This window comes from Streptomyces sp. NPDC001744, from assembly GCF_042892575.1.
Taxonomy (GTDB): Bacteria; Actinomycetota; Actinomycetes; order Streptomycetales; family Streptomycetaceae; genus Streptomyces.
In genome coordinates, this window is sequence record NZ_JBIAUG010000023.1 from 101,017 (window position 1) to 124,616 (window position 23,600).

Annotated in this window: 16 protein-coding genes and 4 pseudogenes; 8 read left to right on the top strand and 12 right to left on the bottom strand. The window is 75.5% G+C overall.

Going from position 1 to position 23,600, the window contains the following annotated elements:
* Positions 1-5 precede the first annotated feature (5 nt).
* From ACFYZY_RS24905 to ACFYZY_RS24925, 5 genes are all read right to left on the bottom strand, one after another.
* Complete coding sequence (locus tag ACFYZY_RS24905) at positions 6-1,862, bottom strand: hypothetical protein (RefSeq protein WP_388698036.1); 1,857 nt, start codon at positions 1,860-1,862, stop codon at positions 6-8.
* Positions 1,859-5,833, bottom strand: a complete 3,975-nt coding sequence (locus ACFYZY_RS24910) for a DUF5682 family protein (protein ID WP_388698038.1) — start codon at positions 5,831-5,833, stop codon at positions 1,859-1,861. The genes ACFYZY_RS24905 and ACFYZY_RS24910 overlap by 4 nt, the downstream gene beginning before the upstream one ends.
* Positions 5,830-6,984, bottom strand: coding sequence for an AAA family ATPase (locus ACFYZY_RS24915; protein WP_388698041.1), 1,155 nt, complete (start codon positions 6,982-6,984; stop codon positions 5,830-5,832). The genes ACFYZY_RS24910 and ACFYZY_RS24915 overlap by 4 nt, the downstream gene beginning before the upstream one ends.
* Before the next feature lie 168 nt (positions 6,985-7,152).
* Entirely contained in the window at positions 7,153-12,108 is a 4,956-nt protein-coding gene (locus ACFYZY_RS24920) for a DNA-binding protein (RefSeq protein WP_388698043.1), read from the bottom strand.
* Positions 12,105-12,962: a DUF4132 domain-containing protein gene (locus ACFYZY_RS24925; RefSeq protein ID WP_388698046.1), complete on the bottom strand. Its 858-nt coding sequence runs from the start codon at positions 12,960-12,962 to the stop codon at positions 12,105-12,107. Before ACFYZY_RS24925 ends, ACFYZY_RS24920 begins: the two co-directional genes overlap by 4 nt.
* Before the next feature lie 408 nt (positions 12,963-13,370).
* Here ACFYZY_RS24925 and ACFYZY_RS24930 point away from each other — a divergent pair, with 408 nt between their 5' ends.
* From ACFYZY_RS24930 to ACFYZY_RS24940, 3 genes and pseudogenes are all read left to right on the top strand, one after another.
* Positions 13,371-13,775, top strand: a complete 405-nt coding sequence (locus ACFYZY_RS24930; RefSeq protein WP_388698048.1) for a hypothetical protein — start codon at positions 13,371-13,373, stop codon at positions 13,773-13,775.
* 82 nt (positions 13,776-13,857) lie between these two features.
* Positions 13,858-14,549 (top strand): annotated as a pseudogene (locus ACFYZY_RS24935) (DUF6766 family protein).
* 216 nt (positions 14,550-14,765) lie between these two features.
* A pseudogene (locus ACFYZY_RS24940) lies at positions 14,766-15,179 on the top strand (SDR family oxidoreductase); the annotation flags it as partial.
* A gap of 138 nt (positions 15,180-15,317) precedes the next feature.
* Here the strand turns inward: ACFYZY_RS24940 and ACFYZY_RS24945 are convergent.
* The 3 genes from ACFYZY_RS24945 to ACFYZY_RS24955 form a co-directional block, all read right to left on the bottom strand.
* A complete protein-coding gene (locus tag ACFYZY_RS24945) occupies positions 15,318-15,809 on the bottom strand; it encodes a DUF5709 domain-containing protein (protein WP_388698050.1) in 492 nt (163 codons plus the stop codon).
* Between the two features lie 66 nt (positions 15,810-15,875).
* A complete protein-coding gene (locus ACFYZY_RS24950) occupies positions 15,876-16,112 on the bottom strand; it encodes a DUF6480 family protein (protein ID WP_388698052.1) in 237 nt (78 codons plus the stop codon).
* Positions 16,113-16,421: 309 nt separating this feature from the next.
* The gene (locus tag ACFYZY_RS24955) at positions 16,422-16,604 is read right to left on the bottom strand and encodes a hypothetical protein (protein WP_388698055.1); all 183 of its coding nucleotides are present in this window, start codon (positions 16,602-16,604) and stop codon (positions 16,422-16,424) included.
* A gap of 249 nt (positions 16,605-16,853) precedes the next feature.
* On the opposite strand from ACFYZY_RS24955, the gene ACFYZY_RS24960 reads away from it, so the two are divergent.
* The 3 genes and pseudogenes from ACFYZY_RS24960 (at position 16,854) to ACFYZY_RS24970 (ending at position 18,585) form a co-directional block, all read left to right on the top strand.
* Entirely contained in the window at positions 16,854-17,618 is a 765-nt protein-coding gene (locus tag ACFYZY_RS24960; protein WP_388698057.1) for a nucleotidyltransferase family protein, read from the top strand.
* A gap of 121 nt (positions 17,619-17,739) precedes the next feature.
* A pseudogene (locus tag ACFYZY_RS24965) lies at positions 17,740-18,084 on the top strand (transposase); the annotation flags it as partial.
* A gap of 201 nt (positions 18,085-18,285) precedes the next feature.
* Complete coding sequence (locus ACFYZY_RS24970) at positions 18,286-18,585, top strand: hypothetical protein (protein WP_388698060.1); 300 nt, start codon at positions 18,286-18,288, stop codon at positions 18,583-18,585.
* Positions 18,586-18,960: 375 nt separating this feature from the next.
* On the opposite strand, the pseudogene ACFYZY_RS24975 reads toward ACFYZY_RS24970, so the two are convergent.
* Positions 18,961-19,119: pseudogene (locus ACFYZY_RS24975) on the bottom strand (transposase); the annotation flags it as partial.
* Between the two features lie 171 nt (positions 19,120-19,290).
* Between ACFYZY_RS24975 and ACFYZY_RS24980 the strand changes: the two are divergent.
* On the top strand, positions 19,291-19,875 hold the full coding sequence (locus ACFYZY_RS24980; RefSeq protein WP_388698062.1) for a DinB family protein: 585 nt from the start codon (positions 19,291-19,293) through the stop codon (positions 19,873-19,875).
* 181 nt (positions 19,876-20,056) lie between these two features.
* Here the strand turns inward: ACFYZY_RS24980 and ACFYZY_RS24985 are convergent, their stop codons facing one another.
* Positions 20,057-21,055, bottom strand: coding sequence for a helix-turn-helix domain-containing protein (locus ACFYZY_RS24985; RefSeq protein ID WP_388698065.1), 999 nt, complete (start codon positions 21,053-21,055; stop codon positions 20,057-20,059).
* A 198-nt stretch (positions 21,056-21,253) separates the two neighbouring features.
* Here ACFYZY_RS24985 and ACFYZY_RS24990 point away from each other — a divergent pair, with 198 nt between their 5' ends.
* Positions 21,254-21,619 carry a hypothetical protein gene (locus ACFYZY_RS24990; protein WP_388698068.1) on the top strand — a complete coding sequence of 122 codons (366 nt, stop codon included), beginning with the start codon at positions 21,254-21,256 and terminating at the stop codon, positions 21,617-21,619.
* A gap of 570 nt (positions 21,620-22,189) precedes the next feature.
* On the opposite strand, the gene ACFYZY_RS24995 is transcribed toward ACFYZY_RS24990, so the two are convergent.
* Both ACFYZY_RS24995 and ACFYZY_RS25000 read right to left on the bottom strand, forming a co-directional pair.
* Positions 22,190-22,765, bottom strand: a complete 576-nt coding sequence (locus ACFYZY_RS24995) for a type 1 glutamine amidotransferase domain-containing protein (protein ID WP_388698070.1) — start codon at positions 22,763-22,765, stop codon at positions 22,190-22,192.
* A gap of 120 nt (positions 22,766-22,885) precedes the next feature.
* Positions 22,886-23,230 carry a DUF3040 domain-containing protein gene (locus ACFYZY_RS25000; RefSeq protein ID WP_388698073.1) on the bottom strand — a complete coding sequence of 115 codons (345 nt, stop codon included), beginning with the start codon at positions 23,228-23,230 and terminating at the stop codon, positions 22,886-22,888.
* Positions 23,231-23,600: the final 370 nt, after the last annotated feature.

The window sequence follows — 23,600 nt, forward strand, 5'->3', positions numbered from 1 at the left end:
CCGCGTCACGACCAGGAGGCCACCACCAGCGACCTCTCCGCCGCCGCCAGGTGGATCGCCGAGGCGAGCCACGCCCGCGCGTAGCCGTCGGCCGAGGCGTCGGTGAGGCGGCCGAAGACGTCGCGGGGGCGACGGTCCGCCTCCGCCGTCAGGGCCTCCGCGAGCCGCGCCGCTCCGCCGAGTCCCGCCCGGCGCAGCGGCGCGAGGAGGGCCGCCGCGTCCGTCCCCCGCCCGGCCTCGGCCACGGCGCGCCGCCCGCCCGCGACCCCCGTCTCCAGGAGCCGCCGCACCCGCCACAGGGGCGCGTCCGCCAGCGGGTCCGGTACGGCGGCCGGCGGACCGGGCCGTCCGGCGGCCGTCCCGCGCGGGACGTGCTCGCCCTGGAGCCGGTCGTAGCCCAGATCGGCCCGTCCCAGCCACTCGTCCGGCAGCCGCAGCGTGTACGGGGCCCCCGGCACCGGGCCGACCGCCAGCGGCGCGAGCGTCGCCGCCCGGTCCGGGTCCGGACGGCCCAGGACCCGCAGCGCGAGGCCCGGGTGCTCCGCGATCCGGCGCAGGTTGGCGGCGTACGGCAGCTCCGGGTGGGGGTGGGCGGGGCGCAGCCGCAGCAACGGCCCGTCCCCGGCGACACGGACCACGAGGTACTCCCCCACCGCGCCGGCCACCTCCACGTCGCACCCCAGGAGCGCGGCTCCGGGCCCGTCGCTCTCCCCCGTGCCCCGGTCGAGCGCCGCGGCCGCCGCCTCGCCCACCGGCCGGGCGAACAGCGCCGCCGCGGGCTCCCGCGACCAGTCCGTCCCGCGCAGCGGCGTGGCGCTCACGCTCCGGCCCGCGCCGAGCCGCCCGTCCGCGGAGACGGTGGCGCCGACGATCAGCAGCCCTCCGCGCGCGAGGCCCGCGTGGTCGAGGACCGCCCCGCCGAGCGCCACGGACGCGTTTCCCGCGCCCCTGGCACGGGCCAGTCCCCCGGGCCGCACGTCGGACACCGTGTAGGGGGTACCGTCCGGGCCCAGCAGGTGGGTGGTCACGCCCCCGTACCCGGTGGCGGACAGGACCGGCTCCCGGCACAGGCCGTACACCCGGAGGCTGCCGCCCTGTCCGTAGGCGCGGCGCGCGGTACCGGTCGCGCCGGGAACCGCCGTGCCCGAGGCGAGCGGTGCGGCTCCGGCCAGCAGGTCGCGGAAGGCGTCCGCGAGGTCGCCGAGGCGCTGTCCCCGGCTCCGTTCCCGCGCGGCGCGCAGTCCCCGTACGACGCGCAGCGCGGCGGCCTCGGCCCGGGGGAGCCCGGCGAGGCGGGCGGTGTGGGCGGCGCGCAGCAGTTCCGCCTGGACGACCGCCCCGCCGGCCGCGACCCCCGCCGCCAGGGCCTCGGCGGCGGCCTCCCACAACGCGGTCGCGGCACGGACCTGCGCGGGGGTGGGCGGGGGCGCGGTGTCCTGGGCCGGCGCGGGGGCGGCGGAGGCGGGCGGGGTGCCGTGCGCGCTCCCGGAGGGCGCGGCCCGTCCGGTTCCGGCGTCCGTCGCCCCGGAGGGTCCGGAGGGGTCGGGCGGTTCGGGCGGGGCCTGCGCGTCCGCGAGCGGCGCCGCGCCCAGGACCGCGGCGCGGTGGAGGCAGCGCGGGGCCAGCAGGCAGGTGCAGAGCGCCTGTCCGGCGTCGGTGACCGTTCCGGAGGGGCCGGGGTCCAGGGTGACCACCGTGTCCTCGCCGAAACGCACGGACAGGGCTCCGCCGGCGGTCCGGACGGCGCGTCCGGCACAGTCCGCGATCGCGGCGTCGAGTCTCCCGCGCAGCCGGGCGCTGAGCTGTTCGACGGCTTCGGCGAGGACGTCGGGGGCGACGGGCGGCAGGGGTTCGGGGCTCAACGGGGTTCTCCACGGAGGCGGTCGCCCACCCAGCGGGCGAGGGCGAGCGGACTGAGGGCGGCCACCGGCATGCCGGCGGCGACGAGTTGGCGCGCCACCGGGACGGAGTAGCGGGGCGCCCCGGCGTCGTCGAGCGCCGCGCAGCCCAGCAGGTGCGCGCCGGAGGAGGCCAGCGCGCGCACCTCGCCCAGGAGGCCGGCGAGCGGTGCGCCCTCCTCGAAGTCGCTGACCACGACGACGAGGGTGCGGCTCGGCACGGTGATCAGGGAGCGGGCGTGCGCGAGGCCCGCCGCGATGTGCGTGCCGCCGCCGACCCGGACCTCCAGGAGCAGCGACAGGGGGTCGTCGACGCGGTCGGTCAGGTCCACCACCCGCGTGGAGAAGGCCAGGAAGTGCGTGGAGAGGGTCGGCACCCCGCCGAGCACGGCGGCGGTCAGCGCCGACCAGATCACCGACGCCTCCATCGAACCGGAGACGTCGACCACCAGGACCAGCCGCCAGTCCGCCTCCCTGCCCGCCCGGGTGCCGAACACCGGCCGTTCCGGCACGACCACGATCCGGCCGTCGTCCGCGCGCCGGGTGTGGGCGAGGTTGGCGCGCAGGGTACGGGCGAGGTCGAGGCGGCCGCCGGGCCGGCGGGTGGGGCGCGGGGTGGCGAGCCCGGAGAGCGCGGGCCGCAGCCGGGTGGCCAGTTCCCGGGCCAGTTCGTCGACGAGCCGCTTCACCAGCGGGCGCAGCCGGGCGAGTCGGGCCTCGGGCATGCCGCCCGCCAGGGAGAGGACCGAACTCAGCAGCTCCACCGAGGGGCGCACCGCCGCCGGGTCCAGCTGGGTGAGCGCGTCGGCGCGCCCCGCGTCGGCCGCCTCGGCCAGGACCTCTTCGCGCACGTCGGCCCCGAAGAGGGCCTCCAGTTCCCGCGACCACTCCCGGGCGGTGGGGAAGGACGGTTCCGGTCCCCCGCCCCGGCCGGACCCGCCGCCCTCCAGGTCGTCGGCGCCCTCGCCGCGTCCGGTGCCGTAGAGCTCGTCCAGGGCGCGGGCGTAACGGCGGGCGCCGGCGGGCAGCCGGTCCTCGTGGCGGCCGAGGAGGAGGCGCCACCGGTCGGCCGGGCCGAGCCGCCGGTCCCCCGGTGCTCCGGCCGCGTGCGCGTCCGGCGGACCGGTCACGGGTGCGGCGGCGCCCGGGGCGGAACGGGAGGCCCCGGAGGCGTCCGGCGCGGAGGGGAGCTTCCCGGAGGCGTCCCGGTCCGGGCCGGGAGCCCCGGAGGCGTCCGGGACGGGCAGGGCCGACGCCTTCAGCGCGGCCAGGCCGGCCGCGTCGGCCGCCGTCCACAGGGCGAGCAGTTCGGGCGGGACGTCGAGGGAGAGGTCGAGCCGGTCCCCGAGCCGTTCGGTCACGGTCGTCAGGAGGCGCTCCCGGGCGGCCGGGGCCAGCGCGTCGAAGCCGCCGCGCAGGGCCGGGAGCCGGTCGAGGAAGTCCCGGTCGGACAGGGCGTCGATCCGGTCGAGGAGCGGGGTGAGCGCTCCCGGGGACACCTGGAGCAGGGGGCCCGCGGCCGTGAGCAGGCCCGTGAGGCGCTTCACCAGGGCCCGCCGTGTGCCGGGGGAGGTCGCGCCGTCGATCCAGTCCGCCACCCGCTCCCCGAGCCCGGTGGCCGGGTCCAGGTCGAGCATCACCCGTGCGGCCAGGGCCGCGCCCTGGATCAGCGGCGAGCCCTCGGCGGCGAGTCCGGCGAGGGCCCGGTCCATCCGGAGGCCCAGGTGCCGGGCGGCCGACCGGTCCGCGAGCGCCACGAGGGCGCCGGCGTCCGCGGGGGTGTCGCTCCCGGCGAGTCCGGGCAGCGACCGTACGGCGGCCTCCAGGAGGTCGCCCGTGAGCGCGCCCGCCGTGGCGCGGGCGTCCCGGGTGGTGCCGGGGTGGTGGCCGCGCCGCAGTCCCTCCAGGAGGTCCAGCGCCCGGAGGAGGTCGGGGAGGCCGGCGGTGCCGGGCAGCACGGCGGCCGCCTCGGCCAGCCGCGCGTCGACCAGCTCCGGCAGGTCGCAGCGGGCGGCGGCGGTGAGGCCGGTGAGGATCTGGTCCGGGGTGGGGCCGCCCTCGGCGGCTTCGCGGCGCGCGATCCCGGCCAGGGTGCCGGCGGCGGCCCGGTCGGCGGTGACTCCCCGGACCCCGGCGAGGTCGAGCCTCGCGGGCACGGACGGGTTCCAGGCCAGACGCCACTTGGTGCCGAGCGCCGTGCCGTCGCCGGTGGCCGCCACGGCGAGGGGTTCACCGTAGGAGGCTCCGATGACGAGCAGGCGTTGCAGCAGGATCTCGCGGCGGCCGTCGAGGGGGGAACGGAGCGGGTCGAGGCGGACCTCGCGGGGTTCGGGGTCCGCCGGGCACGGCAGCTTCAGCCGGGCGAGTTCCTCCTCCACCGAGGGCCCGAGGCCGGAGCGGGGAGCCCGGGGGGCGGTCCGGCCGCGCGCGGCGCCGACGAACACGGTCTCCAGGGCGCGGGCCAGCGCCCGGCCCCGGCCCAGGGGTTCGCCCTGACCGAGGACGGTGGTGACGGCTTCCAGGAGTTCTCCGCGTCCGGGCGCGGGGAGCCCGCGCAGCGTGGCCAGGTCGCAGGCCAGCCGCAGCGTCTCGGCGGCCTCGCCGGTGCCGGCGGTGTGGCCGGCGCGGCGCAGTTCCCGGCACAGACCGGTCACCGAGGCGGCGGCGGCCTCCCGGATCCGGCCGGGGTCGCCGGCGGCGGTGAACACGGCCTGCTGCCACAGCGGGTCGCGGATTCCGGCGGGGTAGCCGGACCGGGAGTCGAGCAGGTCGAAGGAGTACGGAACGAACGAGGTCACCGCTCCGTCCGTGGTCGCGGGGGCGACCTCGACCACCGGGGCCACCGGGGCCACCGGGGAAGCGGGGGCCTCCGGGGGCGCGGGAGCCGTCCGGGCGCGGCCCCGGCCGGTCCCGGACGGCCCGGCGGCGCCCGGTCCCGCCGGGACCTCCGCGTCCGCGCCCGGGCCCTCGCCCGTACCCGCGCCCGGGTCCTCGTCCGTGACCCGGCTCGCGTCCGTACTCGCGTCCGCGTCCCGATCCGTGCCGGCGTCCATGGCCGCCGGTGCGAGCAGGGCGGGTGCGTGGAAGGCGCCGATCACGGCGGCGACCCGGCGTCCTCCGGCCGAGGCCCCGGCGATCACCCGGCGCATCCGGGCTTCGCGGGCGAGGTCGGTGGCGGACACCGGGGCGTCGTCGCGCAGGGCCCAGCCCACGCCGAGGGCCGCGCGGCGCACCGCTTCGGGGGAACAGCCGGGCGCCAGCACCTCCACGGTCCGGTCCCACATGTCCTCGCCGTCCCGGCCGGTGCCGGCGGCGGCGAGCGCCCCGGCGAAGGAACGGCGCCCCTCCGCGTCCGGCCCGGCCCGGCGGGCGCTTCCGCCGGACCCGCCCTCCGCGTCGGCGGCGGACGCGGGGGCGCTCCCCCCGTCCGTACCGTTCCCGGGGCCGGCCGCCTCCGGTCCGCGGCCGGTTTCCGCGCCCGCGGCCCGCTCCGCGCCGGGGTCCGGGTCCGCCGGCACGTCGATGCCCGGGAGGCCGTCCCCTCCCCCGTCGTGGTCGGCGTCCGGGTCCGACGGCGACCGACCGGGGTCGGTCAGGGGGAGGTCGCAGCAGACGACCTCCGCCCCGTGGGCCCGTGCCCATCGCAGCGCCGCGAGTTCCGGCGAGAAGTCCGCGAAGGGGTAGAACGACAGGCGTCCGTGCCCGTCCGTCCCGGCCAGCGCGACGGGGACGACGGTCTCCGGGTCCGTCAGGTGCTCCAGCCAGGGCTGGAAGTCGGCCGGCAGCTCCACGCAGACCACCTCGGCACCCGCCTCGTCGAGGAGCGCGGGCACCACGGCCGCCAGGGCCGGGCTGTGGTGGCGTACCCCCAGCAGGTACGGGGCGCGCGACGCGGCCAGCGCGTCCACGGCCGCCCGGGGATCGGAGAGCGTCACCGCAGGCTCCCGCGCAGGTCCCAGAGGCGGCGCCACATGGCCGAGCCGTTCTCCGCCCGGCGGCGGACCGGACCGTCCCAGTAGCCGAGGAGGCGCGCGTGGTCGGCCGGGTCGTCCTTGCGGACGACGCCGAGGAGGTGGCCCGGCAGGAGGTCGAGGACGTCCCCTCCCGGGAGGTACGCGGCCGCGACCCCCAGCGACGCGGCGACCTGCACGGCTTCGGCGGTGGACATGACCGTGCCGGGCCGTTCCACGTCCCAGCCCTCGGTGGAGCGGCCGGACCGCAGGTCCCGGAAGACGGTGACGAGGGCGTCCAGGACCGCGTCGTCGACGCCGAAGGAGGCGCCCGCGCGCCGGACCGCCGCGACGGCCTGCCGGCGGACCAGGGCGGCCTCGGTGTCGGCGTCGGCGATCGGGTCCACCGTCTCGAAGTTGAACCGGCGCTTGAGCGCGGCGGACATCTCGGAGACTCCCCGGTCGCGGAGGTTGGCGGTGGCGATGACGGTGAACCCGGGCGCGGCGGCGACCACCGCGTCCTCGGTGGAGGTCAGTTCGGGGACGGTGATCCGGCGGTCGGAGAGGACGGAGACCAGGGCGTCCTGGACTTCGGGCAGGCAGCGGGTGATCTCCTCGACGCGCACCACCCGGCCGGTGCGCATCGCGGCGAGCACCGGGGAGTCGACGAGGGCCCCCGGGGTGGGGCCCTGGGCGAGCAGCAGGGCGTAGTTCCAGCCGTAGCGGAAGGCGTCCTCGGTGGTTCCGGCGGTGCCCTGCACGGTGAGCGAGCTGGTGCCGCTGACGGCGGCGGCGAGCAGTTCCGAGAGCATCGACTTGGCGGTGCCGGGTTCGCCGGTGAGCAGCAGGCCGCGCTCGCCCGCGAGGGTGACCACGCAGCGTTCCACCAGGGCGCGTTCGCCGACGAACTTGGGGGCGATCCCCAGCTTCGGCGGCAGGTCCGCGCGGCGCTCGGGCAGGGCCAGTTCCACGCCGTCGCTGCCGCAGACGAACGTGACGACCGCGCGGGGGGTCAGCACCCAGCCGGGCGGGCGCGGGCCGGGGTCCTGGGCGGCGAGGAAGGCGAGTTCGGCGGCGTGGCGCTCCTCGGCCGGCCGGACCTGCCGGGCGGGGGCGGGCTGTTCGGTGACGGTCATGCGGGGTTCCTCCGGGGGTGGGTACGGGTGACCGGCGCGGCGCACCGGGTGGGGTGCGCCGCGCCGTCGTCGGGGGCGTGCCTTCCGGCCGTGCCGCCCCCGCGGACGGCGGCGGGCGCGGGCCCGCCGTGTCGTCGCCGGGGCCGGCGGCCGGTCGGCGGCGGTCCGTCAGCGGCGGCGTCTGGTGCGCCGGACCTTCAGCTCCTCGAAGCGGGGGACGTCGCCGTCGAGGACCCGCCGCCAGGCGCGGGCGAACAGTTCGGCGGCCGGTTCGGCCGGCACCAGGACGCCCAGGACCGGCCGGTCGTCCGCGACCGGTCCGTACATCGGCAGCTTCCACCGCTCGACCGGCGGCACCGGCGCCTTCTGCTCGGACCAGGCGCCGGGCAGGAACAGCGACCGTCCCGCCCTGGCCCGTACCGCCGACACCACCAGGTCGGTGGCGGCCAGTTCGGCACGGGCCGCCTTGAGCCGGGCCGGCTTCCACCCCGTCCACCGGGCGGTGTTGCGGTCGGTGGGGTCGGGCATGGCGAGCAGCATCAGGTACAGCGCCGCCGCGTCGGCCCCCAGGCCGTGGGCCGTGGCGACCTCCGCCACCAGGCCGGGCACCGAACGGGACGAGTCCTGCGGCCACCAGGTGCCCTCCCGGTCCGTCCCGCCGGCCGCGGGCGCGCCCGGGTCGGCGAGGAGCCGTGCGAACGCCGGGTCGTACGCGCGCCGCAGCGCCGTCTCGATCCCGGTCGGTTCCTGGCCGGGGCCGCGCAGCGCCGCCAGGTGGGGGTCGGAACCGGTGGAGTCCAGCAGGACGGTCCGCAGGGCCGGCCGGGGCCGGTCGTCGTGGGTGGCCATGAGGACCGCGCCGTACCGTTCGTGGTCCGGCGCCGTCTCGGTCGGGGTGCCCGCCACCTTCCGGAAGTCCGGGAGGCTGGTGTAGTGCCCGGCGGGGAGGAGGAGCGCGGGTGAGGCCAGGCGCTGTCGTACGGCGGTGAGCGCGCCGGGCAGCGCCGCCCGCACGGGGTCGCCCGCGGGCAGCCGGTGGGCCAGCCAGGCCGTCAGGGCCACCGCGCCCGTCAGGACCGCGTCGGTGAACGGGTGGTCGACCGGTTCCACGGTCGTCGGCCGGTCCCCGGAGATGTGCCAGGCCACGTCGGTGCCGAGTTCGGGCGACGACGCGGGGTCGAGGAGCGCCGGGAGGGCCCGGTGGACGGGCCAGCCGCCCCGGACCGCGCGGACGGCCTCGCCCAGGAGCGCGTCGGGCACCCGGGCGCGCCGTCCCACGCGCGCGTTCCAGACGGCCGCCGCCGACGCCACGTCGGGGCCCTCGCTCCACAGGCGCGCGGGGTCGTCGGGCAGGAGGGCCGCCACCACGGCGCGCCGCACCTCGACCGGGAGCGCGCGCAGCTCGCCGCGGGCGTGGTTGGCCTCGGTCGCCTTCAGGCCGAGGGTGGTGCGCAGCTCCGTCGGCAGGAAGGCGCTCTCCCATCTGTCCACGTTCGGCATGCCGGCGAGGACGAGCCGGGCCAGCGCTCCGGAGGCTCCGGTGAGCCGGCTGAACTCTTCGGCCGCTTCCGGGAAGAAGGGGGCCGCCGTCCGGCCCTCCGCCTCCCGCAGGAAGGCGGTGAGCCAGCCGGGGGCGCGCCCGCGGTCGCCCACCGGCGCCGCGCCGCGCAGGGTGTACGGGCCGGGTGCCTCGAAGCGGCCGTCGGGATCGTGGAACAGTGCCTCGAACTCCCGCCCGTCGGGGACACCGCTGTCGTTCTCGGTGATGCCGAGGACCGCTCCGCCGCCCAGCGGGAGGACGGTGGCGTGCGAGACGGAACGCTCCTGGCCGTCGGGGGTGAGCAGGTGGGGAGCGGCGAGGTGGAGCGTCACCCGGCGCCAGTGGGCGGCCGATCCCGCCGCCGAGGCCAGTCCCAGGGCGTCGATCCGGCCGAGCACGCCGAGCAGCGCGGCCCGGTGCGCAGCACCGCTGCCGGGTGCGACGGCCCGGTAGGCGATCAGGGCCGGCTGGTCCAGGAGGGAGACGAAGGGCAGCGGGGAGTACGGCAGGGAGGGCAGGTCGTAATGGAGTCTGCCGGGCGGAGCCGTGGCGGAGGTGTCGGTCCGCGCCGCCGCCAGTCCGTCCAGGAAGCGGTGGACCACGTCCGTGTCGGCGCCCCGGCCGTAGTAACCGGAGGCGGTGAGTCCGTCGAGCGCCTCGCCGAGGAGTTCGTCGGAGGGGCCCTCGACGCGGACCTCCGCGGTCCCGGCCGCCGGGTCGAGGCGCGCGGCCACGGCGTCCAGGTCCTTCTGCTGCGCCACGGCGAAAAGCACGGTCTTCGCCACGCCCGCGACCAGTTCGGGCGCGGTGATCCCCGGGAACGCGGCGGCCACCAGTCCGGGAACGTCCGCCGCGCGCTCCGCGAGGACGGCCGCCTTGAGCAGGGTGCCGGCGGTCTCCGCGTCGGCGGCGCGCAGCACGGCCGATCCCCGGGGGTCGCGCGGGCGCAGCGCGTACAGGTGGGACACCGGCGGCAGGGGTCCGGCGGCGGTGCGGTACATGTCGCTCCGGTCGCCGTCGGCCGTCGTGGTGATCACGCCGTCCGGGTCGGTGAGCGACAGCGTCCGCCACTGCCGGGTCAGCGCCCTGGGGCGGTCGTCGCCGGGGAAGGTCAGGAGGGCGACCGGCATCTCGGAGCCCTCGGGGAGGGAGACGCCGCGGCCCGCGGTGTCGTCGGCGCGCCAGCCGTCGCCGGGGACGCGCAGGACGCGCCAGCCCAGCAGGCCGCCGGGGGGCGTGCCCAGGGCCGAACCGTCCACCGCCGGGGCGGGCCGCATCCACGAGGAGTGCGCAGCCAGTTCGGCGCCGGGGGCGTGCCGGCGGGTCGCGTCGGCGAGGAAGCCCGGCCGGGAGCGCCGGCCCCGGGTGCCTTCGGCGGGGTCGTACTCGGTCCAGCCGCTGTCGCCGTCCCCCTCGTTCCCCTCGCCCCTCTCCCAGACCCAGTACGAGGTGCCGTCGGAGAGCACCGGTGCTTCCCGGGGCAACTTCGTGTCGCCGGCGTGCAGGACCCCGCCGCCGGTGGTGCGTCCGCCGCCGGGGAGCGGCAGGCTGGGGTGTCCGGAACGGACGGACCAGTGGCTGACGTCGCCGTCCAGGGTGAGCACGCGGTCGGGCGCGGTGTGCCAGTAGCCCTCCGCCGGGCCGTCGCCGTAGCCGGTCCAGAAGACCAGGAGGGCTCCGTCGACGTAGTGGAAGCCGTACCGGCGGGAGGAGTGTCCGGCGGGTGCGCGCAGGTCGTGCGTGAGGACGGTGGAGTCCGCGCCGACGACCCGTGCCCGGTGGGCGTTGGCGACGATCAGGTGGGGCCACGCCTCGACGACGGTGAGGTCGTCGGGGCCGCCGCGTCCGGGGGCCAGTTCGGCGACCGCCTCCTCCCACGCGGGCCAGTGGAGCTCTTCCCACAGGCCGCCCCGCAGGGTGCGTGCCAGGATCGCGCCGAGGTCGGCGGAGGCCGCGGCGGCGACCTCGTCCGGTGCGAGCGCGAGGACTTCGGCGGGCAGCCACGACAGGCGCGCGATCGCCCCGGGCAGTCCGGGCAGTCCCGCCGCCACCGAGGCGCGGGCGACGTCGCGCATCCACTCGGTGAGCATCCGACGGCCGCCGGCGGTGGCGGCGAGCCGGCGCATCACGTCGGCTCCGGCGGTCCCGCCGCAGCCGTCCGCGGCGCGCCGGAAGGCGGGCCGGAAGCGCGGGTCGGCGGCGATCGCGGCCAGGTCGCGGGGGGCGTCGCCGCGCGCCCAGTCCGACAGGTTGAGGGAGGCTCCGCTCCTCTTCCGGGTCTCCGGTTCCGGGTCGGCGACCGGGATGTCCAGGGAGAGCAGCAGGTCGAGGAGGTCGAGGTCCTCGACGCCTATCCGCAGGCAGCCCCGGCCCCCGGGGCGGGCCGCCAGGTCGGCGCGCAGCCGTCCGGCCGCCCGGTCCACCAGGTCGAGGAGGGCCGGCAGGGCGGGGCGGCTGCCCCAGCCCCGGTGCCGGGCGGCGTGGAAGCGCTCCAGCCAGCCGGCCGTACCGTCGGCGCAGCGTTCCTCCGGCGGCGCGTCCGCGTCGGTCAGTCCGGCGTCCGCCCCTGACTCCGTGAGGACGTCCAGCCACAGCTCGCCGGGTCCGGCGTCGTCGGACGCCGGCATCATCCCCAGGAGCGTGCCGCGTACGGCCGGGACGCGGCGCGCCAGGGCGGTCAGCGCGGCCCGGTGCGTCTTCCACCATCCTTCGGCCGCCCGCAGGGTGGCCGGCAGCGGCAGGAGGTCGGTGAGGTAGTCCTGTTCGGCCTCGGCTGCGGACAGGCCGGCGGCACGGGCCAGGCGCCGCAGCTCCGCGGTGACCTGCGCGGAGGGGGCGAGCCCGCCCGCGGTCCGGCGCACGCACAGCCGCCGGAAGCGCTCGTACGCCTCCGCGGGGGCGAGCCGGGCGGCGAGGTCCTTGCCGTATCCGGCCAGGACCTTCACCGGGAGCGCGCCGGCCAGGGCGAATTCGAGGAAGACGGCGTCGAGCCGGTCCTCGTCGACGGGGAGGCCGTGCTGGGCCTCGCTGGTGCGGGCGCGGGCGAACAGCTGCCCCGCGTACGTGGTGTTGTCGACGCCGAGGAAGACCCGGGCGGCCTGCTCGTAGAAGACGGGCAGGAAGTGCGGGACGGCCGAGGCGAGCCGGCCGGCGAGTTCGTGGCAGGCGTCCAGGGCGGCCTTGGGCCTGGTCCTGGCCTGCCGGGCGAGGCGGTCGAGCTCCGGTACGACCGCGAGGGCGTGGTGGCCGTCCTCGGGGTGGTGCACCAGGACCCATTCGGGGAAGCCGAGCTCCCGGCGGTGGCCGAGGCCCACGACGGCCGGTTCCCCGTGGGGTTCGAGGCCGAGGAAGCCGGCGGCGAGGTCCTCGGCGGGGCCGAGTTCGGCCGCGGCCAGCCGGACGACGACCCGGTCGTCCCCGAGGGCCGGATGGCGGTAGGTCCGGGCGGTCAGTTCGACCGCCGAGGCCCCCGCTCCCCCGGTGCCGGCCGGGAGCACCGCTCCGGCCCTGAGCAGGTCCGCGCCGTCGCGGGCGCCGCCCGGGGCGGCGAGGGAGTTCCTGTCGGAAGCGGTCGTGCCGGTCACGCGTCCCCACCCTTTTCGATCGTGCGGCCGGCGTACAGCGCCGCGGCCATGCGCATTCCCTCGGACCAGGCCACCGGTCCGACCTCGTTCAGCCGTACGGCGCGGCCCTCGTCGTCGTGCCAGCCGAGCCCGCCGGTCTCCGTCTCGCCGTCCCAGTAGGGCTCCCCGATCCACACGGACGCCTCCGCGGCGCGGCCCCCGTCACGGACCCGGCAGGTGGCGTAGCCGCCGGACACCCGGTAGCCGAGCGAGGTCGCGCGGGCCGCGAGGCCGAAGCGCGAGGCGAACCTGCCGCCCGCGTAGTCCCGTACCTCCGTCGCCGTCCCGGGGTGGGCGCCGGCCGGCCGGACCCAGGTGGCCCGGTGGATCTGCTCCACCCGCTGGGTGATGCCGAGTTCGGCCGCGAAGTCCCGCACGTCGTCCAGGTCGGGGAGGAGCACCGGGTGCGGGAGCGTCACGGTGCGCGGGGAGAGGCGCACCGTCTCGCCGTCGAGGTCCACCACCTTCAGCCCGCCGTCCGGGGTGGCGTCCCGCAGGAAGCCGACCTCGTCCGGGTCGTCGCCCACCACCGCCATGTCGCGGAGGGCGGAGCGCCACGCCTCGTCCGGCCACACCCGGGCGATCAGCTCGGTGGGCACGGGGAGCGAGGACACCATCCAGGTGTCCACCTGGGCCACGCACGCGGCCACGTGCCGGTCCAGCCACTCGGCGAGCCGCCTCAGCCGGTCGACCTCGGGATGGTCGCGCAATGCCTTCGGCAGCGTCTTCAACTGCCGTCCCCCGGCGCGTCGTGCCACCACGCGTCCGTCCTCGAGGGTGATCTCGTACCCCTCGTCCGCCGTAAGCCACGCCATCGGCCGTGCCCCTCCGCTGTCCGTCGGAAACCGCGCAGCCCGGACCACGGGGACGACGCCCCTGGACTGCGGTATGGCGGGGAGACTAGCCAGGGCCACTGACAACGGGCTCCGGGCCTTCTTCACCGGGTGGCCGGCGGGACCGTTCCCGGGCCCCGGGCGTACGGCGCGGGGCGCGCCCACGAGTCGGCCTTCCGGGTGTCCGGCCTCCCGCCCGCCCCGCGCGCCGGACGCGCGGGTTCCGGCGGTTCGCGCCCACCGTGCCGCTCCGGACCGCGCGGGGACACTCGAACGGGTGAGGTCCATCGGCATTCGGCCCCTCCGCCGCCGTGTTCCGGCGGGAAACGCCTGGGAGGCGGCACGCGGGTTCCGGCGCCGTGGCCGCGAGGTCCGGACGGAGGAGACAGGGTGAGGATTCCCGTGCTGGTGGCCGTGGCGGCGGCCGTACTCCTGCTGGGCGCGTGCGGCGCGTCCCCGGCCCGCCGGGACGGGGCCTCTCGGGCGGCCCTCTCGTTCGAGGAGTCGCTCGCCTCCGGTGCCTACGGCACGGCGTGCGGGCTGCTCGCCCCGGACAGCCGGGAGCAGCTGGAGGAGGACGGGTCGCGGTCGTGCGAACGGGCCCTGGCCGAGCGGAAGCTGCCGCGCGGGAGGACCGTGCGGAGCGTGGACGTGTACGGCCGTCAGGCTCTGCTCCGGATGGACGGCGAGACGCTGTTCCTGTCGCAGTTCGACGACGGGTGGCGGGTCACCGCCGCCGGCTGCGTGCCGGAGAAGGACGACTCGCCCCACCACTGCGCGCTGAAGGGGGCGTGACCGTGCGGATGATGTTCGCCGCGTGCGTGCTGACCGTCCTGGGAGGTCTCGGCTACTTCACCGCGATCGGGCTGATGCACCGGTGAGGGGCGGGCGGGACCGTGAGGGATTCTGGCGGTCGAACAGCCTCACCCTCTGCTTCGGGGGAGCCTTCCTCGTGGTGCTCGCGGCGCAGGCCGTGTCGGGGCGCGCCGAGTTCAACGAACAGCTGGCCGTGCGGGGACTGCAGCAGATCGGCTTCGGCGACTACCTGATGTCCTCGGACTTCGCCGTCGACGTCACCGAGAACTGGCAGTCCGAGTTCCTGCAGTTCTTCCTGTACATCTTCGGCACGGTCTACCTCCTCCAGCGCGGCTCGCCCGAGTCCAAGCCCCTGGACAGGGCGGGCCCGGAGAGCGAGCGCGACCAGCGCGTGGGCGGTCACGCGCGGCCGGACTCGCCCCGGTGGGCGGGCACCGGGGACTGGCGGCAGACCCTGTACTCCCGGTCGCTCGGGCTCACCATGGCCGTCTTCTTCGTCCTGTCCTGGCTGGTCCAGTCGATCGCGGGCTCCGCGGCCTCCAACGAGTCGCGGCTGCGCCAGTTGCAGGCCCCGTCCCCTGGAGCTCCTGCCTGGGTTCCGCGGACTTCTGGAGCCGGTCCCTGCAGAACTGGCAGTCGGAACTGCTGGCCGTGGCCTCGATGGCCGTCCTCTCCGTGTACCTGCGGCAGCGCGGCTCACCGGAGTCGAAGCCCGTGGGCGCCGCGCACGACGCCACCGGCGTGGAGGGCTGACGGGCGGGTCGGGCCGTACGGGGGAGACCGCTGTCCGGGCAGGAGGGGAAAGGCCCGGACAGCGGCACCCCGCCCCTGCCCGATCGGACGGGGTCCACTCGTCCGGGCCGCACGTCGTCTTCCCCGGGCGGGCGCGGGGGCACCGGCGGTGGCGGAGCACGCCCCACTGCGACAGGGGCGGGCGCACCGGAGGACACGGCTCCGCAGGAGGGCGAGGCTCCGGGACGCGGCGGGCGGATCGTGCGGATCACGTCGGTGCACGAGCACCGGCCCCGCATGGGCGCCGGGCCGTACCGCGCCGCCGAGGGCGGTCTCGGGCCCCTCACCCGGGTCATGGCCCTGGAGCTGGGCGAGTGCGGCATCACCGTCGACTCCGGCGCGCCGGGCGAGATCGCCACTCCGGCGACCGGCCAGGAGGACGAGGACGTGCGGTCCGTGTCCCGGTCCTGCGTTCCCCTCGGCCGGCCGGGGGACGCCCGCGAGGTGGCCGCCGTGGTGGCCTTCCCGGCGAGCCCCGGCGCGTCGTACGTGACCGGGGCGTCCTGGGCGGCGGACGGCGGACGCTCGGCATGGGGCCGCTGGCCGGCTCGCGCCCGACGCCTGACGTCCGACGACTGGTGCCGTCCCTGAGGGGCTGCCCGCTCCGCCCGTCCACGGGACGGGCGGGCGGACGCGCGTCCGGGGCTTGTGGCGCCGCCCTCGCGCGGGCGCGGGACGGGCGGTCGGCAGGACGGCGCCGGACCGCCGAACCACCGGCTTCCCGGCTTCCTAGGGCTCGTCCACCGTGGCGTCCGCCCCGGTGTCCACGTGCATCGCCGCCTCCTCGGCCGGCGCGGCCCAGTCGTCCGGGCCGACGTCCCGGGCGACCGTGCGGTTGCCCGTCTCCCTCGGGGTCTCGACCGGGGTGAGCCGTCCCGCCCTGGTGGCGCCGGCCTGCTCGTCGACGGGTTCGCCCGTGCCGCCCGGAAGGTCGCCGATGCTGTCGCCCGCCGGGGGCTGCGCGTCGGGAACCTCCTGGGCGAGGCGGTCGTCGAGCGGTTCGCCCTCCCGCTGCTCCCGCTGGGTGGTGCCGAAGCGGTTCACTCCGCGCGGGCGCTCGGGCGGCGAGTAGCCGGGGCCGGACATGTCCTCCAGCGGGTCCGTCAGGATCGCGTTCTCCGGATCGAGCTCGTCGGTGGGAGGGTTGTCCACGTCGGAGTGGGTGGGCTGGTAGACATCGTCGCCGCGGGCCTCGTCCGTGTCGGGCTCGTTGCGGTCCATGACGGTTCCTTTCCGGTTCTGCTGTCTGTACAAGTGGCCCGGGCGGTCCCGGGAGCGGCCGGCCGCTCAGCGGGCGATCAGGACGATCGCGTACACGAGGAAGAACAACGCGCACAGGGCGACCACCACCCACAGGGCGACGAGCGGGCCGGCCGCCCATCCGCGCCGGAGGGGCCGGTAGGGGCCGGTCCCCGTTCCCGTTCCGGACTCGGCCGGTGGCGTCTCGCCCGGTGCGACTCCGCCACCGGCGTCGACGCCGGGTGTGTCCCGGGGGTCGGGGTCGGGATTGCTCGGACTGGTCATGGCGTCGATCTCCCTCCGGAATGTCGCACGGCCGATACGCGACTACCCGACCGATGGGGCCTTATCCCAGGTGCGGGGGTCCTTCGCGTCGCGGACGAGGGTCCTTCGCGTCGCGGGCGGAGGGCGGGAACGCGCCGGGGCGGGGGGATCGGGGCGGGTAGACACAAAGAGGCACAAACACGGAAACGCGTCGGGGCGGGAACCCGGGCCCCTCTCCCCCACCCGCGTGCCCTTCGGCCCGGGACGGCCGTCCCCGAAGCGCGCCGCGGCCCCGGGCCGGGAGGGCACGGGACCGCGGTGGCGGGCCGATCAGTGGGCGGCGGCCCCGAACTCGGCGTGCTGGGCGCGCAGGGCGAAGTCGGACTCCTCCCCGAGCGGTTCCCCGAGCGAGCGGCGGCGCGCTTCGGCGCTCGCCTCCCGCATCAGCGCACGGAACTCCTCGTCCGTGAGCCGACGCCGTTCACCGGTCGTCCGCCGGTCGGTCTTTCTCATGCCGGGCCTCCTTGCGGTCGTGTTCCTCCGTCTCCGCGACTACCCCGTGCGACGCCCGGCAGACGGTCCGGCCCGTCGCGCAACGGGCGGGATCCCGTGCTGCCGGGGCGGGGCACCGTCCACGCCGGGCGTCTTCGTACATCCGGAGGAGCCAATCACGGGAGGCGTATGACCGGGCGCTCTCCGGGTAGACGCGGCCCCACCCCTCGAAAGGACCGTCGCGCCCAGTGGCGAGGACAGGAGCAGGCGATGAACCTCATGGAAGACCCGGCCGCGCCCCGGCCGACGGAGGCCGGGGCGGGCCTCGCGCCCGCCGGTCAGGACGGCATGCCCGCGGGCTCCGGCTCTCCCGCGCCCCGGAAGGCTCCGGACACGGCGGACGCCGGACCGCGAGGAGCCCACGAGGGCGACGCGACCGCACTGCCCCCCGACCACACCCAGGCGATCCTGGAGACGACGAAGCAGGTGGGGGCCGTCCTGAAGACGACGGGGTGCCCCTTCGCCCTGATCGGCGGCGTCGCCGCCTACGCCCACGGCATTCCGGTCCGGCTCCAGCACGACACGGACTTCGCGGTGCGACGGGAGGACGCCGAAATCGTCACGGAGGCCCTACGCAAGCATGGCGTCCGGATCGTCGATCCTCCGGAGGACTGGCTGGTGAAGGCCCGTTCGGGCGGCGAGGAGATCGATCTGATCTTCGCGCTCGCGGGGCGGCCGGTCACGACCGAACTCCTCGAACGGGCCCAGACCCTCCCGGTGGACTCGGTCCACATGCCGGTGCTCGCGCCGACCGACCTCATGGTCTCCCGACTGCTGGCCTTCTCCGAGCACCACTGCGACTTCGGTGCCCTGCTGCCGGTGGCACGGGGGCTGCGCGAGCGGGTGGACTGGGAACAGGTGCGCCGGGAGAGCGAAGGCGCCCCGATGGCCGAAGCCTTCCTCCACCTCCTCGAACTGCTGCACGTCCTGCCGACCCACGGCCCCGCAGGTCCCGAGGGAACCATTCATTCGTAGGTCACTGCACCTCTCCACGCGTGCCCGTGCCTCCCGGGGGTGCCATAAGAACGCCTGGCGCGATGAGGTGGATCGGTCCTGGTGGCCGTCTCCGGTCGGCGGGTTCGGCGTTGTCCGGGCCATGGGGGTTTCACTGTGGATGGTGTCGGATGATCTGTGGGAGCGGATCGGGTCGCTCTTGCCGAAGCGGGAGAGACGGTTCAGGTACCCGGGGCGCAAGCCGGTCCCGGACCGGCAGGTGCGGTGCGGGATCCTGTTCGTGCTGCACCCCGACGTCCAGTGGGAACACCTGTCCCAGGGACTCGGCTTCGGGCCCGGCGTGACGTGCTGGCGCCGACTGCGGAATGGGAACGAGGCCGGTGTCCGGCAACAGCCGCATGAAGTGCTGCTGGCCGAGCTGAACGCGGCGGCCCGCCTCGACCGGTCGCGGGCGGTTGCCGACTCCAGCCACGTCAGAGCGTCAAAATGGGCACCTACCGATGGGGGGCCGAACGCACCTTCGCCTGACTCCACGGTTTCAGACGACTCCGCGTCCGCCGGGAGCGCCGAGCCGGCATCCACGAAGCCTTCCGCAAGCTCGCGTGCTGCCTGATCACCCACCGCCAGGTACTGTCCTTGGCCGGCCCGGCAAACTGATCGTACGAACCGAGACGTCCTGCAATCCGTATTGTCCCAGGACGGTTCCTTCTCTGCACGTGCAGCCCTGGCCGAGCTGGAGACGGGCGCGGACTTCGAGGTCTTCCTGAACCAAACGGCTTCTGCGCAACGGCTCTGGAGCATCTGGTCCTGGCGACACGAAGTCATGCCCGACACGGGCGTCACGCCTCGGCCCGGACTCGCCGAAGCCGTCACCGGACTTCAAGCCGCAGGAACCGCTCAGGTCTACTTGGCGACCGTCACCGCATCGCGAAGGCGCTTCATCCTTGTCCTGTCGGAAGACCTCGCCCAGTGCGTCGCCTGCTGGTGACGACACCTCATTGTGTGAGGCGTCCTGAGGACGTGGCTCTTCCTGGATATCCGAGGGCAGAGTCCCGGTTCCAGGCACCCAAGGGCACGGTTGACTGGCTGGACGGGTATCAGTACGCGATCCAGATCCCGGTCCGGAATCTGTCCACAGGGCCAAACCCTCCCGCGCGTCCGGTTGTTCTCCGGCGGTCGGATCCTGGTCATGGTGCCCACGCCCGGCCCCCACTTCTGATGCACGGGCCGGGTGGAGGGCTCACCCGTGAGGGGACGCGTGCGATGTCGTAGCGGGTGACGGGCCGCTGTTTCTTCGGTCGGAGCGGAAGTCCGGGCCCGGCCTCTGTGGGTTGCGATGCACCGGCCACTGTGCCGGTCTTCGCGCGCGCCACGAGTGGTGTCGTTCGTAGACCGTCTTCCACGAGCCGAACCGGTCCGGCAGGTCCCGCCACTGAACCCCGGTTCCCACCCGGTGCGGAATCCCGTCGATCACTTGCCGGTGATCCTGCCACCGTCCACAACGCCTGTTGCTGACCGGCAGGAACGACGCAGCCGTTCCTGCTCAGCCTTGGAGACTGTCTCACGTGGCGAGTTCTGCGAGTTTCTTCAGTGGCTCGGGGCGGTGGCCATGGCCGGGTTTCGCAGTGCCGGTCGTTGCGGTCGACGTACGAGATCTTGAGGCCACGAGTAGCCCGTGGCAGGCTCATGCCGCATGATCGATGACTTCGCGAAGGACAACCTGCACGCGAGACTGCGGCGGGATCGCAAGGCGCTGCTCTGGAAGCTCGACGGCCTGTCCGAATACGACGCCCGCCGACCTTTGACAGCGACCGGGACCAACCTCCTCGGCCTGGTCAAACACATGGCCGGCGTTGAGGCCAGGTACTTCGGCGAGGTCTTCGACCGGCCGTCCCCGGAACCGCTGCCCCGGTGGCAGGACCACGACGGCAGCGATCTATGGGCGGCCGAGGACGAGACACGCGATCAGATCATCGAGTCCTATCGGCGCACGTGGGAACACTCAGACGCGACGATCGACGAGCTTGCCCTCGATGCCCCCGGTCACGTGCCGTGGTGGCCGGACCCCCATTCCCACACGAACCTGTTCGCCATCCTGGTCCACGTTCTCGGCGAGAACAACCGGCATGCGGGACACGCGGACATCCTGCGCGAAGGCGTCGACGGCCGAACCGGGATGCGCCCCGAACACGAGACGCAGATCGATGAGGACGCCCGCACCGCCTACTGCGCGAAGATCGAGCAGGCCGCCAGATCGGCCGCATCAATCGAGGCATAGAAAGCTGTTCCCCGTGACTTGATGCTTGATGTTCGAGCGGCATGATGCCGACCTCCGGGCTCACGCTGCCCGGCGCTTCCGGATCTGCGCACGGTGGTACTCGACCGAGCGGCCCGTCCAGTCGTAGGGCTCCAGCTCCGAGGCGGGAACCTGCACCTGCCGGGCGACGAACTCCACGGCCTCACCGGGCAGCTCTGTCCGGTGTCGCGGGTTCCGCCGTTCCCCTCGCGTTCGTCCGGTATTCGGTAGGGGTCATGCCCGTCGCGGCCCGGAAGGCGCGGGTGAAGTCGGAAGCTCTCGTGTAGCCCCAGCGGAGGCCGATCGCGCCGACCGGTGTGGTGAGGAGCGAAGGATCGGCGAGGTCCCTCCGGCAGCGGGCGATGCGCTCCTGCCGGACGAAGTCCATCGGCGTGGTCCCGTGCAGCTGGAAGATGCGCTGCAGGTAGCGCGGAGAGATGCTGTGAGCCGCCGCGACGGCCGCCGGCCTGAGGTCCGGGTCGTGCAGGTGGCGGGGGAGGAAAGCCGTGATCTCGTGGTACATCAGCGTCGTCCGGCTCTCCGCCGGCAGCGCCGACGTCCGGTCGGCGTCCTGGGCGATGACGGCCGCGGCGAGGTCGACGACGGTCGAGCCCAGCCGCTGGCGGTCGTGGGCGGTCAGGTCGGTCCCGGCCTCCGTCAGGCTGATCAGGGTCTGGCGGAAGACGTGCCGCACCCCGGTGGCCGCCCCGAGGGCCGTCCCGCACAACGGCGCGACCGCGTTGTCGGGAAGCGGCACGAGACGCCGCGGGAACCGGAGGACCAGGGAGCTGCAGTTCCCCGGGCCGGTCGCGGACGCCTCGAAGGGCCGGGAGCTGTCGTACAGGACGATCTCGCCGGGCCGCATGATCGCGCTTCGCCTCGCCTGGTCGATGCGCTGCCGTCCCGAGACGATCACGGCGAGCTGGTACAGCTCCGGGTCCGACTGCCGTATCAGCCGCGGCGAACGGTAGGACACCAGGGGTCCGTACGTCATCGTGGACAGCTGTGCCGGCCCCAGCGCCGTGGTGCGGATGCGTGCCCCGAAGGCCGCGGGGTCGGGAAATCTGAAGCGGGTGGTCACCAGGGCCAGCGCGGTGGTCTCCGCCCAGGCGTTCGTCCTCTGGCCGGGGGGCAGGCAGGTGGTGTCCAGGACGGTCAGCATGATGGCTTCCCCGTGACGTCATCGGTGGTGCTGTGGTCACCCCGCAGCGTCGGCCGTCCTTCCGGTCCGCAAAAGAAGTTTCCGCGTCAATCGGGTTGTGCGCCGCACGCTCACGCCGAGGGGGGCGGAGGACGGGCAGGCTCGGACCACGCCATCGGCCTCCAGGCGGATGGCTCCACCGACGAAGGAGAACGTCCCGTGCGGACCTCGTACAAGTTCGGCCTGGCAGCGGCCTCCGCGATGCTCGGTCTGGCCGGCATGCTCGCCCCCACCGCGTCGGCCCAGGCCCAGATGGTCGCGGCGCCCTCCGACTGTCCGAAGTACTACTTCTGCGGCTACAAGCAGGCGAACTTCAAGGAGCTGGCCTTCAGGTTCAGGGACTGCTACCTCCAGGAGATCCCCGACGGCCTCAACAGCGGCGGGTCCTGGTACAACAACCAGTCCGACGGGACGCAGGCCCGCATGTACAACAAGAGCAAGCAGCTCATCTTCACCACTCGGGGCGCCCCCTCGTCGGACGCGTACGGCGACTGGGCACCCGTTTGGTACGTCGACGCCTGCTAGGGCGTGTTTCGAAAGTCCCGTCTGCCCGGCGGCGCCCGGCACGCACGCTCGCGGCGTTGTCGGGCTCACCCCGATACATCCAGTATCGGGGCGACCCTCCGCCGTGCGATCGCACGCACCGGACACCGCCGGGCCCGCCCTCCGGGCGGACGACGCCACTTTCGACACACGCCCTGGGGCAACCGCCGGGCGCACCGGTCACGAGGGCGCCGGCCGGTCCCGGTCACGGCGGAGACCTTCCGGTGTGGTGGAGGTGTCCGGTTTCCCCGCACGGAGGTCTTCGCGTCCCGCCGCGAGGCCCGTCCGACCGTCACGGCGGACGGGTTCCGAGGGGACGTGTCCCGGCCGCCCGTCGCGCGCACGGCGTCGGATCGGAGAGGGGCGTCCCCCGTCCCACGGGTCCGCGCACGGGCCCGTCGCCTGTCTGACCCCGGCCCCACGCCCGGCCCGGCCCGGTCCCGGGCACGCCCCGCCCCGGCCGTGCGCCGGATCGCGGTCCCGGCCCGCCCCTCGACGGCCTCGTGCCCGGTTCCCGCGGAGCGCGCGGGAACCGGGCACGAGGCCGTACGGTTACGACGCGTTCCCCGAGCCGTCCTGGCCCCCGAGGGCCCGGATGATCGCCGTCGAGAAGGCGTCGAGGTCTCCCGGGTTGCGGGAGGTGATCAGGGGGTGCCTCCCGGAGGTGTCCACGACGACCTCCTCGTCCACCCAGGTCGCGCCCGCGTTCTCGAGGTCGGGGCGGAGCGACGGGTAGGAGGTCAGTCGGCGCTTCTCCGCGAGTCCGCTGTCCACGAGGAGCCACGGGCCGTGGCAGATGGCGGCCACCGGCCGGCCCGCTCCGGCGAGGGCCGAGACCAGACGGCGTGCGTCGCCGTCGGTACGGAGCTGGTCGGCGTTGACGGTACCGCCCGGCACGACCACGGCGTCGAACTCGTCCGGGGTCACCTCGGCCAGGGTCGTGTCCGGCTGGACGACGGAGCCCGGGTCCTTGTCCGAGACGAGGGTCTGGACGCCCTCGTCCTTCTGCGCGGCGACCGTGACGCGGGCCCCTGCCTCACGGAGGGCGGCCACCGGCTTCTCCAGTTCGTCCTGCTCCGTTCCGTAGTTCGTCGTGAGGACGAGTACGTTCTTTCCGTCGAGCGACACTGTCTGTTCCTCTCTGAACTCTCTGAAACTCTCCGAGCCCTTGGGCCGGGTCTCCCCCGTCCGTGCGCCTCACCCTGACCCGCAGGTCCGAAACCCCGCATACCGGGCGGGCCACCCGGGCTATTCGATGTCGCGGGACTCCGCCGTCCTGCGCCGCACCCAGTGGGCGAGGGCGCCGAGGACGGCGAGGAGGGTCAGGGCCCACACGACGGCGAAGGCCCAGACGAACGCCGGAGCCCCGGTGGTCGCGGCGAGGACGAGGAGGACGAGGGTCAGGGCCACCAGGGCGGCCAGACCGAGGGCGGGCAGCCGGCGGCGCACGCGGACCGCCCGGGACGGGGACGACCGGAGGCCCCGGCGCCCGGGGGCCGGCCGCCGGGGAGGAGCGGGATCGTCCCGTTCGAGGCGTGCCTCGATCTCCGCGAGGACACGTCGCTCGTACGCCGAGAGCCGGACCTCTCCCATCGCGGACACCTCCTCCTGGGTGGCGCTTGCAGCATGGGGTTCCACGGCCGAAGCGGCCGCGACAGAGCCCTGCGACTACCCTAGAGAACTGGGTCAAACCACACAAAATCGGGCATCATTCTTGAGGATGTCCGCCCGGTGGGCGCCCGCCGTCGCTCACGCGCAGAGGCGGCGGAGGCCCGCCGTCATCGTCGAAGGAGCCTCATGTCCACCGCCGGAAACCGCTCCGCGCGCCCCCTCGGCGCCGGCCCGGGACCCGAACCGGGGACCTCCGGGACTCCGGGGGCGGCGGTGCGTCGGGCGGCGCTGGGCGACCTGCCCGAGCTCACCCGCCCCACCACCATCTCCACCGACGACGCCCAACCCCTCT